The 13966-nt window shown below is 39.5% G+C and carries 18 protein-coding genes and 2 pseudogenes; 16 read left to right on the top strand and 4 right to left on the bottom strand.

Annotated elements, in window-relative coordinates; translation table 11 throughout:
- The 8 genes and pseudogenes from HT709_RS03900 to pdxT form a co-directional block, all read left to right on the top strand.
- Window positions 1-256, top strand: a 256-nt coding sequence (locus HT709_RS03900; protein ID WP_172925531.1) for a hypothetical protein, incomplete at its 5' end; no start/stop codon positions are given.
- Between the two features lie 23 nt (window positions 257-279).
- Window positions 280-858 carry a phosphate propanoyltransferase gene (pduL, locus tag HT709_RS03895; protein ID WP_000405172.1) on the top strand — a complete coding sequence of 193 codons (579 nt, stop codon included), beginning with the start codon at window positions 280-282 and terminating at the stop codon, window positions 856-858.
- A gap of 19 nt (window positions 859-877) precedes the next feature.
- Window positions 878-1336, top strand: a complete 459-nt coding sequence (locus HT709_RS11715) for a hypothetical protein (protein WP_212750464.1) — start codon at window positions 878-880, stop codon at window positions 1334-1336.
- A 422-nt stretch (window positions 1337-1758) separates the two neighbouring features.
- Window positions 1759-2127: a PqqD family peptide modification chaperone gene (locus HT709_RS03885; protein WP_078374384.1), complete on the top strand. Its 369-nt coding sequence runs from the start codon at window positions 1759-1761 to the stop codon at window positions 2125-2127.
- Window positions 2128-2336: 209 nt separating this feature from the next.
- Window positions 2337-2508: pseudogene (locus HT709_RS11710) on the top strand (IS630 family transposase); the annotation flags it as partial.
- A 195-nt stretch (window positions 2509-2703) separates the two neighbouring features.
- Window positions 2704-3388: pseudogene (locus HT709_RS11705) on the top strand (transposase); the annotation flags it as partial.
- A 208-nt stretch (window positions 3389-3596) separates the two neighbouring features.
- Window positions 3597-4472 (top strand): pyridoxal 5'-phosphate synthase lyase subunit PdxS, encoded by an 876-nt coding sequence (pdxS, locus tag HT709_RS03875; protein WP_000138526.1) that lies wholly within the window; start codon window positions 3597-3599, stop codon window positions 4470-4472.
- Window positions 4473-5054 carry a pyridoxal 5'-phosphate synthase glutaminase subunit PdxT gene (pdxT, locus tag HT709_RS03870; RefSeq protein WP_023937432.1) on the top strand — a complete coding sequence of 194 codons (582 nt, stop codon included), beginning with the start codon at window positions 4473-4475 and terminating at the stop codon, window positions 5052-5054.
- A gap of 239 nt (window positions 5055-5293) precedes the next feature.
- On the opposite strand, the gene HT709_RS03865 is transcribed toward pdxT, so the two are convergent.
- Window positions 5294-5941, bottom strand: coding sequence for a hemolysin III family protein (locus HT709_RS03865; RefSeq protein WP_001097999.1), 648 nt, complete (start codon window positions 5939-5941; stop codon window positions 5294-5296).
- Window positions 5938-6384, bottom strand: coding sequence for a DUF1836 domain-containing protein (locus tag HT709_RS03860; RefSeq protein WP_000858721.1), 447 nt, complete (start codon window positions 6382-6384; stop codon window positions 5938-5940). Before HT709_RS03860 ends, HT709_RS03865 begins: the two co-directional genes overlap by 4 nt.
- A gap of 134 nt (window positions 6385-6518) precedes the next feature.
- Here HT709_RS03860 and HT709_RS03855 point away from each other — a divergent pair, with 134 nt between their 5' ends.
- The 7 genes from HT709_RS03855 to trxB all read left to right on the top strand — a co-directional run bounded on the left by HT709_RS03855 (window position 6519) and on the right by trxB (window position 10873).
- On the top strand, window positions 6519-7013 hold the full coding sequence (locus HT709_RS03855; protein WP_000405855.1) for a GNAT family N-acetyltransferase: 495 nt from the start codon (window positions 6519-6521) through the stop codon (window positions 7011-7013).
- Entirely contained in the window at window positions 7013-7531 is a 519-nt protein-coding gene (locus tag HT709_RS03850; RefSeq protein ID WP_172925530.1) for a methylated-DNA--[protein]-cysteine S-methyltransferase, read from the top strand. The genes HT709_RS03855 and HT709_RS03850 overlap by 1 nt, the downstream gene beginning before the upstream one ends.
- Before the next feature lie 5 nt (window positions 7532-7536).
- A complete protein-coding gene (locus HT709_RS03845; RefSeq protein WP_023934080.1) occupies window positions 7537-7893 on the top strand; it encodes an arsenate reductase family protein in 357 nt (118 codons plus the stop codon).
- A gap of 157 nt (window positions 7894-8050) precedes the next feature.
- Window positions 8051-8851, top strand: a complete 801-nt coding sequence (locus HT709_RS03840; RefSeq protein WP_001103446.1) for an amino acid ABC transporter permease — start codon at window positions 8051-8053, stop codon at window positions 8849-8851.
- Window positions 8851-9594: an amino acid ABC transporter ATP-binding protein gene (locus HT709_RS03835; RefSeq protein WP_000590965.1), complete on the top strand. Its 744-nt coding sequence runs from the start codon at window positions 8851-8853 to the stop codon at window positions 9592-9594. The genes HT709_RS03840 and HT709_RS03835 overlap by 1 nt, the downstream gene beginning before the upstream one ends.
- Window positions 9595-9671: 77 nt before the next feature.
- Window positions 9672-9896 carry a DUF4059 family protein gene (locus HT709_RS03830; protein ID WP_172925529.1) on the top strand — a complete coding sequence of 75 codons (225 nt, stop codon included), beginning with the start codon at window positions 9672-9674 and terminating at the stop codon, window positions 9894-9896.
- A 65-nt stretch (window positions 9897-9961) separates the two neighbouring features.
- On the top strand, window positions 9962-10873 hold the full coding sequence (gene trxB / locus HT709_RS03825; protein ID WP_000272299.1) for a thioredoxin-disulfide reductase: 912 nt from the start codon (window positions 9962-9964) through the stop codon (window positions 10871-10873).
- Window positions 10874-10911: 38 nt separating this feature from the next.
- On the opposite strand, the gene rlmB is transcribed toward trxB, so the two are convergent.
- Together rlmB and def are read right to left on the bottom strand one after the other, a co-directional pair.
- Window positions 10912-11640, bottom strand: coding sequence for a 23S rRNA (guanosine(2251)-2'-O)-methyltransferase RlmB (gene rlmB / locus HT709_RS03820; protein WP_000855765.1), 729 nt, complete (start codon window positions 11638-11640; stop codon window positions 10912-10914).
- 44 nt (window positions 11641-11684) lie between these two features.
- The gene (def, locus tag HT709_RS03815; RefSeq protein ID WP_001272952.1) at window positions 11685-12296 is read right to left on the bottom strand and encodes a peptide deformylase; all 612 of its coding nucleotides are present in this window, start codon (window positions 12294-12296) and stop codon (window positions 11685-11687) included.
- Window positions 12297-12621: 325 nt separating this feature from the next.
- Here def and HT709_RS03810 point away from each other — a divergent pair, with 325 nt between their 5' ends.
- Window positions 12622-13941 carry a CapA family protein gene (locus HT709_RS03810; protein ID WP_023938149.1) on the top strand — a complete coding sequence of 440 codons (1320 nt, stop codon included), beginning with the start codon at window positions 12622-12624 and terminating at the stop codon, window positions 13939-13941.
- Window positions 13942-13966 lie beyond the last annotated feature (25 nt).

The following is a 13966-nucleotide window of genomic DNA, read 5'->3' as shown; positions in this document are numbered from 1 at the left end:
TGCTTGTTTGAAACTAAGCGACTATAAAATATTAGCAATAAGCTTATTTAGAGATTTTAATATAGGAGGTGAAAAATATAGAGCAACAAACTTTTATATCTATACTTTTGTTGAGAACTTAGAAAGTATAGGAGATAAACCGTCACAATGGAACTCTGATTTGAATCATTTACTCAATGAAGAGGGTATGTATCTGAATAAAGAGGCTTTGATTCATTTTGAGTATAATGAATCAGAAAAAAATATGGTATTATAAATAGGAAAAGGAGATAAATTATCATGGAAATTAATCAAGTAATCATTAACATTTCTGCTAGACATGTTCATTTAAAGAGGGAACATTTAGATATTTTATTTGGTGAAGGATACCAACTAAACAAGTTAAAAGATTTGTATCAGCCTGGTGAATTTGCTGCTGAAGAACAGGTTACAATTCAGTCGGCATCTGGCGAGATTAATCGTGTCAGGGTATTAGGACCAATTCGTCCTTATACACAAGTTGAGGTTTCTAAAACAGATTCTAGATTATTAAAGATAACTCCACCAGTACGTACTTCGAGTGAGATTGAAAACTCTTCACCGATTACCATTATAGGACCTAATGGAAGAGTTAATTTAGATGAAGGGTGCATTATTGCTAATAGACATATTCACTTTGCCACAGAAGAAGCTGAGGAAATGGGTCTTAAAAATGGAGATATAGTTTCTGTTGAAGTAAAAAGCGAAAAAAGTGCTACTTTGCATGATGTTCATTGCAGAGTGAGTGATAAATATAGATTGGAAATGCATATTGATACTGATGATGCGAATGCACTTCTTTTATCAGGAGGTGAGATTGGCACGATTATAAAAGAGTAGAAATGGAGATTATCGAAAGTTGATTAAGGCATTAATAATTAGAAATTTTCAAATGTATACTAGATTTTTTCCAGTAGCTCTATTCCTGAATCGATTGTTAGATGCCATTTTTCAGCTTTTAGGGTATTGGTTAATTGCTCATTATCTTTTTAATAACAAATTAGTAGTTAGTCAAGTAGAAGTGATTGATTATTTTACTTTCGCTGCTGCTGGGATGCTTTACTACAATGTTGCTGTTGCTATTTTGATGAATGTAGGGCGTTCATTGATGGTTGAGGTTCGAGAGGGAACCTTGGAAAGCTTATTTATAACTCCATATAGTATTTTCAGCTATTATATAGGCGTGTTCATTGAACAGCTTGGAAGAACTTTTATGGAGTTTTGTTCACTTTTTATTATTTCTATTTTGCTCGGTGCAAAGTTCATGGCAACTCCAATATCCTATTGGCTGTTGAGAGTTATGTTGTTATTGTTTTAATATCATTTTCTATGAGTGTTTTTGTTGCTAACATAATGCTCTGGTTAAGAGATACATTTATAAGTCAGAATACGTTATTTATTTTGATATTTTTAGTATCTGGTGTTACATTTCCTAGGACAGTGCTTCTTGATTTTCTAAAATGTGTTGGTGATTTATTACCAATTACTTATGGCTTAGAGATAGTTAGACTAATATCTTCTGGAGATTTGGAATCGCTTCAACTATGTCTATTGATTTTTAAAGTTTTACTTCTCTCATTAGTTTTTATTGTGATTGGCTTGCTCAGTTATAAAAAGATGGAGAAGAAAGTGATCGAATATTTAACAATTTAGGAGAATTCCGATGTTAGAAGTAAAAAATGTATCTAAAAGTTATCTTACAAAAACGAAGATTAATTTACTAAAAAGAAAAAGTAAGCTATTAATAATGTTTCATTAAAAATTCCAAGAGGAAAAATAATTGGAGTTTTAGGAGAAAATGGGGCAGGCAAAACAACCTTAATAAAAATGATGACAACGCTTCTAAAACAAGATTCAGGAGAAATTACAATTAATGGAATTGATATTAATGATAATTTAAAGGATACTCGAAGTAAAATCAATGTTATAAGTGATGGAGAGAGAAATCTTTTTATATGGTCTAAAATTGATACTTCAATTTCATATGACCACTTATTGAGAAAATTAACATCTGAATATGATGTATCAGAGAAAAAAGCAGATAAAGACTTGAAAAGAATTATTAACCAATTTAGTGAACTTGAGTTTGTTTCAGTTAAGGGAGGTTAATGTTGCTTTTTCTGAAATATATTTAATGCTTATATCGAAAATACTTAGAAAAGTCTTGAAGTTTTGTGGCTCTTTATCAACTTGTAGTGGGGTGATGAAAAGAGTGGTTAATACTAGACATACTTCAAAAAGCATTGTACGATAGTAACATGAAATTAGCTAAACAAGAAATCACCTTTCTCTTTAAAGACCTTACTAAGCCTCTAACACAAAGTCTTCCAATCGTTCTGCTTTGTTTGATGGGAAAATCCTATCAAGAGATGATAGAGCGTCTAGACTGTAGTTTGGTGAAATTTAAAGAAGGATGAGGAGTTAGGTTCGGACTCTCTCCTTCAAGAAAGACGTGGTGGTTGTAACCACGTTTATATGACAGTCAAGGAATAGATAGTTTTCCGGTCATTTGAAAACTTCAGAGGAAGAGGAAGTTGTTACAGTAGATTTCCTGCAAAATCTAGATTGAATTGTAATAAAAATGAATTCATTGCTTATAACGTACCGGACTAGGATATACAGGCCGTTGTAGGACAAGTGTTCTAGAGATTGTTTCTCAGGAGGTTTAGTGATACTCCATTTCTTCAGTCCTATCAAAAGGAGATTAGTCGTTCCTACACAGGTGATGCTTTCTGTCAACTGTTGAAGCGACATAGCTGGCGCACTGTTGCCCTAGATCCTAAGAAAGCAGGCGCTCAAACCATTGCCGCGTCTAAACATCCCATCTCTATTCAAGAAGGTAAGAAAACGCTTTAAAGATAGTAGATGCTTTCGTAAGCTTGGGTTCATGCATCAAAGATGAGGCTGGTTTCGGATAGGCAGTAAACTAGGATCTTGTTAGCCACCTAAAGGAATAGGTCCTCCTGTCCATAGTCATTCCGTGCATGAATTCTCTTACTGTTAGAGAGCTGTTGATGCTTATAGAGGAGCATCCTTTTTCCTGCTTGCCGGAGGATGCCATACTGAATGGAGGAAAGCTTGTTTACAAGAACTGTCACAGGCCTATCCAACTGATTTTATTTTACTAGTCATGGATCATGCCCTAGGGCATCCATCAAGTAGCTTAACTATTCCAAATCATATTGGCTTTCCCTTTATTCCCCCATACAGGCCAGAGATGAATCCTATTGAACAGATGCAGAAAGAGCTTGGTGAAGGTGGCTTTCAGAATAAAGCATTTCAAACCTTGGAAGCTGGCATTGATACATTTCAAGAGATCATACAAGGATTAGAGAGGAGTGTTGTAAAGTCCATCGTTAAAAGAGAATGAACCAGAATGCTTTTTGAAAATAGATATGAGTATTAGTTGAACTGCCCTATGCCGAACGGCACCTACGGTGGTGTGAGAGGGACTAGTCTTAGCCCCTACTCGATTCAATCTGTACCCACACAATTCTTCTTTTTTTATCTTGTGATTCACTCTGTTCTATTTTAAAATGAAATGGTAGCTACCAATATAAATGATGAGGATAAAACAAATGACTGAAAATCGTTATGAATTAAATAAAAATTTGGCACAGATGCTCAAAGGTGGGGTTATCATGGACGTTCAAAATCCTGAACAGGCTCGTATTGCAGAGGCTGCTGGTGCGGCTGCTGTTATGGCTTTGGAGCGGATTCCAGCTGATATTCGTGCAGCTGGTGGTGTTTCCCGTATGAGTGATCCAAAGATGATTAAGGAAATCCAAGAAGCGGTTAGCATTCCAGTGATGGCTAAGGTTAGAATCGGGCATTTTGTTGAAGCTCAGATTTTAGAGGCTATTGAGATTGACTATATCGATGAGAGTGAAGTTTTATCTCCAGCTGACGATCGTTTCCATGTGGACAAGAAAGAATTTCAAGTACCTTTTGTCTGTGGAGCTAAGGACTTGGGGGAAGCCTTGCGTCGTATCGCTGAAGGTGCTTCCATGATTCGTACTAAAGGAGAACCGGGTACAGGAGATATTGTCCAAGCTGTTCGCCATATGCGTATGATGAATCAGGAAATTCGCCGTATTCAAAACCTACGCGAGGACGAACTTTATGTTGCTGCCAAGGAATTGCAAGTCCCTGTAGAATTGGTTCAATACGTCCATGAACATGGGAAATTGCCAGTTGTAAACTTCGCAGCTGGAGGCGTTGCAACGCCAGCAGATGCTGCACTTATGATGCAATTAGGGGCAGAGGGTGTATTTGTCGGTTCAGGTATTTTTAAGTCAGGCGATCCTGTTAAACGAGCGAGTGCCATTGTTAAGGCTGTGACTAACTTCCGTAATCCTCAAATCCTAGCTCAAATCTCTGAAGATCTAGGAGAAGCTATGGTTGGTATCAATGAAAATGAGATCCAAATTCTCATGGCTGAGCGAGGAAAATAGATGAAAATCGGAATATTGGCCTTGCAAGGTGCCTTTGCAGAGCATGCAAAAGTGCTAGATCAATTAGGTGTCGAGAGTGTTGAAATCAGAAATTTAGAGGATTTTCAGAAATCTCAGAGTGACTTGTCGGGTTTGATTTTGCCTGGTGGTGAGTCTACAACCATGGGCAAGCTCTTACGAGACCAGGACATGCTGATTCCCATTCGAGAAGCCATTCTATCTGGTTTACCAGTATTTGGAACCTGTGCAGGCTTGATTTTGCTGGCTAAGGAAATTACTTCTCAGAAAGAGAGTCATCTAGGAACTATGGATATGGTGGTCGAGCGCAATGCCTATGGGCGCCAATTAGGAAGTTTCTATACGGAAGCAGAATGTAAGGGAGTTGGTCAGATTCCAATGACCTTTATCCGTGGTCCAATTATCAGCAGTGTTGGAGAAGATGTAGAAATTCTAGCAACAGTGAATAATCAAATCGTTGCAGCCCAAGAAAAAAATATGTTGGTAACTTCTTTTCATCCTGAATTGACTGATGATGTAAGCTTGCACCAGTACTTTATAAATATATGTGAAGAAAAAAGATAGTAAAAAAGCGCAAAAAATCACTTCCTGTGCTATACTATAATTGAAATTTTTTTAGTTTTTGCGTTAGAAATGTTTCCTCAGTCCTAGCGCCTTTTCTTTTTGATAAGTATGCTTGGTGGAGAGTAGATTGTAAATGATTCTGAAGATCTTATGAGCACAAGCAATGACGGCTTTCATATTGCTTCCTCTTTAGGAAATTCGATTATAAAACTCTAAGCAGGCTCTGCCTGCTTAGAGTTTTACATGTAATAAACAATGGCGATGTATTGGAGTGCGGACGCAGCTAGGATAAAGAGATGCCAAATCATGTGGAAATAAGGTTTTTTCTTGGCGTAAAATCCAGCCCCAACTGTATAAGAGAGTCCGCCAGTTACCATGAGACTCCAGAAAATTGGTGTCGTTTGACTGATAATGGCAGGAATGATAGCCAGAACCAACCAGCCCATAATCAGGTAAAGAGCAAGGCTAAATTTTTCATTGACTTTTTTAGCAAGGATTTTATAGAGAATACCAAAGATGGTCGTTCCCCATTGGATAGCAATAATCAGATAGCCAAACCAGTTATTCATCAAGGTTAAGACGACTGGCGTATAAGAGCCTGCGATAGCCACATAAATCATAGAATGGTCAATAATTCTCAAGACGTATTTGTGGGTCGAACCATAGGCCATAGAGTGGTAAATGGTGGATGAGAGGAACATGAGAAAGAGACTGATAACGAAAATGGAAACGCCGATAGAGGATAAAAAGCCATGTGCTTCGTAACTATAGGTGGATGAAATAGGGAGTAAGATGAGCATGATGACTGCACCCACAGCATGGGTCACACTATTAGCAATCTCTTCTCCGAAACTGAGTTGTTTGCTGAGTTTAAGACTAGTGTTCATTGGATTACCTCCTCTTGAGTATGATGGATTAAGGCTAGGGTTTGATGATAGAGTTTAACGGTTTGGCAGCTGGTTTGGATGATAGGGTTAGCTGGGTCAATTCCTTGGTTCATGTAGTTCACAAAAGCATCGTAGAGTTGCTCTGAACTTGCTTGACTTTGTAGAGTATTCAGTGTCTGAGCGATTTCTTGAATCGAAAATACAGACTTGAGGGTTGTGATAGCAATCAGACGGGCAATCTGTTGACGTTGGTATTTTTTCTTGTCAGGTTTTGTCAGGTAACCATGTTTGACATAATTGTTAACCATAGATGCTGTCAAGCCTTTGTCTTTATCAGGAGAGATAGGGGCACAGACCTGATTGACATAGAGTAAAACCTGGTCCAGATAGAGGTCAATATTTGGAATTTCTGCCCATTTTGGGTAGGAAAAGGTAGTTTTCATTTTCAACTCCTTTTTATCTAGTTTTAATAACTAGATTATAAAATAACAAAAACAGAAAGTCAAGTTTTAACTGCTTGTAGAAAGACTTAAATTATGCTAGGATGGGAGAAACTAGTCAGAAATGAGGAGAAAAGATGGAGATTCGTTTAGCTTTTCCAAATGAAGTAGATGACATCATGCAAGTGATGGAGGATGCTAAAAAATGTTTAGCGGATGCTGGTAGTGACCAGTGGCAAAATGGTTATCCAAATGCTGATATTATTATTGAAGATATTATCTCAGGTCAAGCCTATGTAGCCTTGGAAGAGGGAGAACTACTAGCCTATGCTGCTGTGACCAAGAGTCCAGAGGCAGCCTATGAAGCCATTTATGAAGGCAACTGGCAAGTTGGGGAGTCAGAGTACCTAGTCTTTCACCGTATTGCTGTGGCAGCAGATGTGCAGGGACAGGGAGTTGCTCAAACCTTTTTAGAGGGCTTGATTGAAGGTTTTGATTATCTAGATTTTCGCTCAGATACGCATGCTGAAAACAAAGCTATGCAGCATATTTTTGAAAAACTCGGTTTTAAACAGGTTGGTAAGGTTCCAGTTGATGGCGAACGCTTGGCCTATCAAAAATTAAAGAAATAATGCAAAAGAAGTATGTAAAAATGCTCTATTCTTCGCCGATTGGCTCCCTTTCTCTCGTAGCTGATGACCATTATTTGTATGGAATTTGGGTTCAGGAGCAGAAGCATTTTGAGAGGGGACTAGGAGATGAGACGATAGAAGCAGTTGTTAGTCATCCCATTTTAGACCCAGTTATTACTTGCTTAGATGCTTACTTTAAAGGCAAGCCTAAGGATTTATCCGACTTGCCCTTGGCTCCAATTGGAACGGATTTTGAAAAGCGAGTTTGGGACTATTTACAGGGAATTCCTTATGGTCAGACAGTGACATATGGGCAAATAGCCCAAGACCTGCAAGTGCCTTCTGCTCAAGCAATTGGTGGAGCGGTAGGACGCAATCCTTGGTCTATTCTAGTACCTTGTCACCGTGTGCTGGGAGCAGACAAGCGTCTGACTGGTTATGCCGCAGGAGTGGAAAAGAAAGCCTGGCTCTTGGAGTATGAAGGCGCAGATTTTAAAGATATAAATAATAGAAAGTGAAAGACATGTTAGAATTTATCGAATACCCAAAATGTTCAACTTGTAAAAAAGCAAAACAAGAATTAAACCAACTCGGTGTGGACTACAAAGCCGTCCATATCGCCGAAGAAACACCTAGCCAAGAAGTTATTTTAAACTGGCTGGAAACCTCAGGGTTTGAATTGAAGCAATTTTTTAACACCAGTGGAATCAAATACCGTGAATTAGGGTTAAAAGATAAGGTAGGAAGTCTGTCAAACCAAGAAGCAGCTGAGTTGCTAGCAAGCGACGGCATGTTGTTAAAACGGCCAATTTTAGTAGAAAATGGAACTGTTAAACAAATCGGTTATCGAAAACCTTATGAAGAATTGGGATTGAAATAGTTTTTACTTATCTCTCTGATAGATAAAATATATAACCTCCCTGTTTTAAAGTATGATAAACTAGTAGGTAGACAAAGACTGTATCTGACCGTAGCAAATAATTTCATTGACGGCAGAAGTATGGTAGAATGAATCATTATCAGGAGAGGATGTTTTTATGAATGTTACAACGATTTTAGCATCAGATTGGTATCAAAACTTGATGCAATTGATTCCGGATGGCAAGCTTTTTAGCTTGCGTTCGGTCTTTGATGGAATTCCGAGAATTGTTCAACAACTTCCAACAACGATTATGTTGACAATTGGTGGTGCCTTTTTTGGCTTGGTTTTGGCGCTTCTTTTTGCCATTGTGAAGATCAATCGTGTCAAGATTTTATATCCCTTGCAGGCCTTCTTTGTTAGTTTCTTAAAAGGGACACCGATTTTAGTGCAGCTCATGTTGACCTACTACGGAATTCCTTTGGCTTTGAAAGCTCTCAATCAGCAATGGGGAACTGGTCTCAATATCAATGCGATTCCAGCCGCTGCTTTTGCGATTGTCGCCTTTGCCTTTAATGAGGCAGCTTATGCTAGTGAAACCATTCGTGCAGCCATTCTCTCAGTTAACCCTGGTGAGATTGAGGCGGCACGCAGTCTGGGTATGACCCGAGCGCAAGTTTATCGACGAGTGATTATTCCAAATGCAGCAGTTGTGGCAACTCCAACCTTGATTAACTCCCTCATCGGCTTGACCAAGGGAACTTCCCTAGCCTTTAGTGCGGGTGTTGTGGAAGTCTTTGCCCAAGCTCAGATTTTGGGTGGTGCCGATTATCGTTATTTTGAGCGCTTCATCTCCGTTGCTCTTGTTTATTGGGTAGTCAATATCGGAATTGAGAGCCTTGGTCGTTTCATCGAGAGAAAAATGGCTATTTCTGCACCAGATACAGTGCAAACAGATGTGAAAGGAGACCTTCGTTAATGATTAAGATTTCGAATTTAAGCAAATCCTTTTCAGGACAGACTGTCTTGGATCATCTGGACTTGGATATTCAAAAAGGGGAAGTTGTAGCCTTGATTGGTTCTTCAGGAGCTGGAAAATCAACCTTTCTTCGCAGTCTCAATTATCTTGAAACACCTGATAGTGGCTCGATTCAGATTGATGATTTCTCGGTTGATTTTTCTAAAATCACTCAAGAAGAAATCCTTGCCCTACGTCGCAAGTTATCTATGGTATTTCAGCAGTTTAATTTGTTTGAGCGCCGTACAGCACTTGATAATGTGAAAGAAGGCTTGGTTGTTGTCAAGAAATTATCTGACCAAGAAGCGACTAAGATTGCCAAGGAAGAGTTGGCTAAGGTTGGGCTTTCTGATCGTGAAAACCATTACCCTCGCCATTTATCAGGTGGACAAAAGCAACGGGTTGCCTTGGCGCGTGCGCTTGCTATGAAACCAGATGTCTTGCTCTTAGATGAACCAACTTCAGCCCTTGACCCAGAATTGGTCGGTGAAGTAGAGAAGTCTATTGCAGATGCTGCTAAGTCAGGTCAGACCATGATTTTGGTCAGTCATGACATGTCCTTTGTAGCCCAAGTGGCTGATAAGATTCTCTTCTTAGATAAGGGGAAAATCATCGAGTCTGGAACACCAGATGAGATTATCCACCATCCTAAAGAAGAGCGGACAAAAGAATTCTTCGCTAGTTACAAACGGACTTATATTTGATATAATAGATAAAGAAAAACTCAGTTAGCTGGACTAGCTGAGTTTACTCTTTAAAAAAGATAGAAATGAGAGAAATCATGCTACTGCAACTATTTTCTTTATATTTCGAGAGTTTGATCTTAACCACCATCCTCGTCCTGATTTTTTTAGGAATTTGGATTGGACTGAGAGCCATGTCGGGAGTTGATAAGACAGCCAAGGCTCGCCAAGCCCATCTCTATGATATGATTATGATTGGGGTCTTGGTTGTTCCAGTATTATCCTTTGCGGTTATGAGTTTAATTCTTGTTTTCCAGGCATAATCCTTGCGTGATTGACAAGAAAGAGTTAGAATAAAGATAGTTACAACAAGAAAGAAGGAAACTATATGTACGATACTATTATTATCGGTGCTGGACCTGCAGGGATGACTGCAGCCTTGTATGCTGCTCGAAGCAATTTGAAAGTAGCTTTGATTGAAGGTGGTCTGCCAGGTGGTCAGATGAATAATACATCTGATATCGAAAATTACCCAGGATATGCTAATATTAGTGGACCTGAATTGGCAGAAAAGATGTTTGAACCGCTTGAAAATCTCGGTGTTGAGCACATTTATGGATATGTTGAAAATGTCGAAGACCATGGTGATTTTAAGAAAGTGATGACTGACGACCAAACATATGAAACTCGTACCGTTATCGTAGCAACTGGTTCTAAACACCGTCCTTTGGGAGTACCTGGAGAAGAAGAACTGAACAGTCGTGGTGTTTCTTACTGTGCCGTGTGTGATGGTGCTTTCTTCCGTGACCAAGATTTGTTGGTAGTTGGTGGTGGAGATTCAGCTGTTGAAGAAGCCCTCTTCTTGACTCGTTTTGCTAAGACTGTTACCATTGTTCACCGTCGTGACCAACTTCGTGCTCAAAAGGTTTTACAAGACCGCGCCTTTGCGAATGAGAAAATCAGCTTTATCTGGGATTCTGTAGTGAAGGAAATCAAGGGTGAAAACCGAGTAGAATCTGTCGTATTTGAAAATGTGAAAACAGGTCAAGTGACAGAACAAGCCTTCGGTGGCGTCTTTATCTATGTTGGATTGGACCCTCTTAGCGATTTTGTTAAAGAATTGAATATCCAAGATCAGGCAGGCTGGATTGTGACAGATAACCACATGAAAACTGCAGTTGACGGTATCTTTGCAGTTGGAGATGTTCGCCAGAAAGACCTTCGCCAAGTAACAACAGCGGTTGGAGATGGAGCTATCGCTGGTCAAGAAGCCTATAAATTTATCACAGAACATAGTTAATCATAAAAAAGTTTCCAATCAGATGACTGGAAACTTTTTTATAGTCTGTTTCGGAAAACTTCGTACATGAGAATGGCCGCAGCAACACTGGCATTAAGGCTTTGAACATGGCCATTCATGGGAATGGTAATCATTTCATCGACCTGTTTTTTAATGTTGCTAGAGATGCCTTTTCCTTCATTTCCGATGATGAGGGCGATTTTCCCTTTTGTATTCCACTTATGGCAAGGAGTACCGTTCATATCCGTTCCAAAGGTCCAGAAGCCTTCATCCTTGACTTTGTCCAGAGTTTGGCTCAGATTGGTCACTCGGGCGATGGGAACGTGCTCGATAGCACCTGTGGCCGTTTTGGCAACGACGGGGGTAACACCTACAGCACGGTGCTTGGGAATGATGACACCTGAAACATTGGTCGCATCGGCTGTTCTCAGGATGGATCCTAGGTTGTGAGGGTCAGTCAAACCATCCAGAATCAATAGCAAAGGATTTTCTTCTTGGCGTGTTTTGGAAAGGATGTGATCTAGCTCGCTATAGGCAAATTCGGACACTCGTAAAACAAAACCTTGGTGGACAGCACCTTCAGTCATCTCAGAGAGGGATTTTTTTGAGGTCCAAGAAATGGACACCTTCTTTTCTGTAGCCAGTTCCTTGACTTTCTCAAGATTCTTACCTCGGAGATTTTCTTGGAGGTAGAGTTTGTTTCCAGTATTTGCAAGGAGGGCTTCGGTAACGGCGTGGACGCCATAGACAATATCATTTGTTTTCATGCCTCTATTATAACACAAAACCCCGTCTTGCAACGGGATTTTCTTTATTCTAGAATCAGTAAACCATCTTTAACTGCAAATGGGTCTTTTTCATTGATACGATCGTAAAACATGATACCGTTAATGTGGTCAATTTCATGCTGAACAACAATGGAGTTGTAGCCTTTGAGTTTGATACGGTGTTTTTCTCCATCTTTGTCAAAGTAGTCAACAGTAACGCGGGCATGGCGAACAACATAGCCAGGCACGTTGCGGTCTACAGACAGGCAACCTTCTCCTTCACCAAGAGCAGCGTCTTGAACAGAGTGAGAGACGATTTTTGGATTGTACATAATGGCTTGCAAGTCGTAGGCTTCCTGCGGAGTTTCGCCTTCTTCAACAATATTAGGTACCAAAACAGCGATAATGCGTTTTGAGATATCCAATTGAGGAGCAGCCAGTCCAACCCCACCGCGGAGTCCCAATTTTTCAGCCATGACAGGATCTTGGGAATGTTTAAGGAATTGCATCATCTTTTCGCCAAGGATGATTTCCTGATCAGATAAGGGGAAAGTAACTTCCTCAGCAACTGCGCGTAGAGTTGGGTTCCCCTCGCGGATAATATCGTTCATATCAATTAAGTGAGCAGCTTTTGTAATACGTTCTATTGCAGACATTTTCTCTCCTTTCATTACCTCTACATGATATCACAAAATGTCAAGGATTGAAAGTATTATAGCCTTTAGGATTTATAGAAAATAGATAGGAAGTTCAATTCATACTCAATGAAAATCAAAGAGCAAACTAAGAAGCTAGCCGTAGGTTGCTCAAAGCACTGCTTTGAGGTTGTAGATAGAACTGACGAAGTCGGTAACATATATACGGTAAGGCGACGCTGACGTGGTTTGAAGAGATTTTCGAAGAGTATCAATTGTGAAAGAATTACTTATCTATGATATAATAAAAAGAAAAGGCTTGCATAAGAAAGTAGGGAGAATGAAGATGAAAAGAAGACAAAATCGAAATCAGGGTGGTTTAGCTTTTCGTTTTATGAAGGGCTTGGTAAACTTTTTTAGGAGTTATCGCAGGTGGAGCAATAAAGGATTTGTGGCGGTACTCTTGCTAGCAGTTGCTTTATCAATGGGCTTGGTCTTGTTGGTTGAAAGTTTCCAAGGAATCCCTTTAACCAGTCAAAAACGAGATACTATTTCTCAAGAGGGGACTAAGCAAAAGTCTCAGGAGCAGGAAGAGGAAAAAACTGCCAGAATTATGGCTAATGGGGATTTGCTCTACCACGATGGACTTTTCTTTTCAGCTAAAAAAGAAGACGGTACCTATGACTTTCATGAGAATTTTGAGTATGTGACACCTTGGCTCAAGCAAGCAGATTTAGCTATTGGTGATTTTGAAGGAACCATCAATAAGGATCATTATTTAGCGGGTTATCCTCTCTTTAATGCTCCTGCTGAAGTTATGGATGCCATTAAGGATGCAGGTTATCATGTGCTAGATTTAGCTCATAATCATATTTTGGATTCGCAAATTGAGGGAGTTATTTCAACGGCCGATATTATTGAAAAAGCTGGAATCACTCCAATCGGAGTTTATACGCATGAACCACGTGATCAGGCTCCGTTGGTCATTAAGGAAGTGAATGGAATCAAGGTTGCTCTTTTCGCCTATTCCTATGGATTCAATGGAATTGAACGGTATATTTCTCAGGAAGACTATAATCGTTATCTTTCAGATTTAAACGAAGATAAGATGAAGGCTGAAATTGAACGGGCAGAGAAGGAAGCAGATATCACCATTATCATGCCTCAGATGGGTGTGGAGTATCGATTGGAACCAACTGAGGAACAAAAAGCTCTTTATCACAAGATGATTGATTGGGGGGCGGATATTATTTTTGGAGGGCATCCTCACGTTGTGGAACCATCTGAAACGGTTGAAAAAGATGGAGACAAGAAACTCATTATCTATTCAATGGGGAACTTCATTTCCAATCAACGGATTGAATCTATGGGAGATGAAGAAAATGCTAAGTGGACTGAACGTGGCGTTCTCATGGATGTAACCATTAAGAAGAAGGATGGAAAAACAACTATCGGAACAGCTAAAGCTCATCCTACTTGGGTCAATCGAACACCAAAGGGAACCTTTTCACCAGAAGGCTATCCTTTATATCATTATCAAACCTATATCTTGGAAGATTTTATAGAGGGTGGCAGTCATCGTGACCAGTTAGATGAAGCGACTAAGGAACGAATTGATACAGCCTATAAAGAAATGAACGAACATGTGGGATTGAAGTGGGATTAGCTTGAATAGACTTCCTGCGAAACAA

Origin of the sequence: Streptococcus sp. 1343 (assembly GCF_013277355.1) — a bacterium.
Taxonomy (GTDB): domain Bacteria; phylum Bacillota; class Bacilli; order Lactobacillales; family Streptococcaceae; genus Streptococcus; species Streptococcus pseudopneumoniae.
The sequence above is the reverse complement of the archived record's forward strand: the minus strand, read 5'-3'. Positions and strand labels throughout refer to the sequence as shown.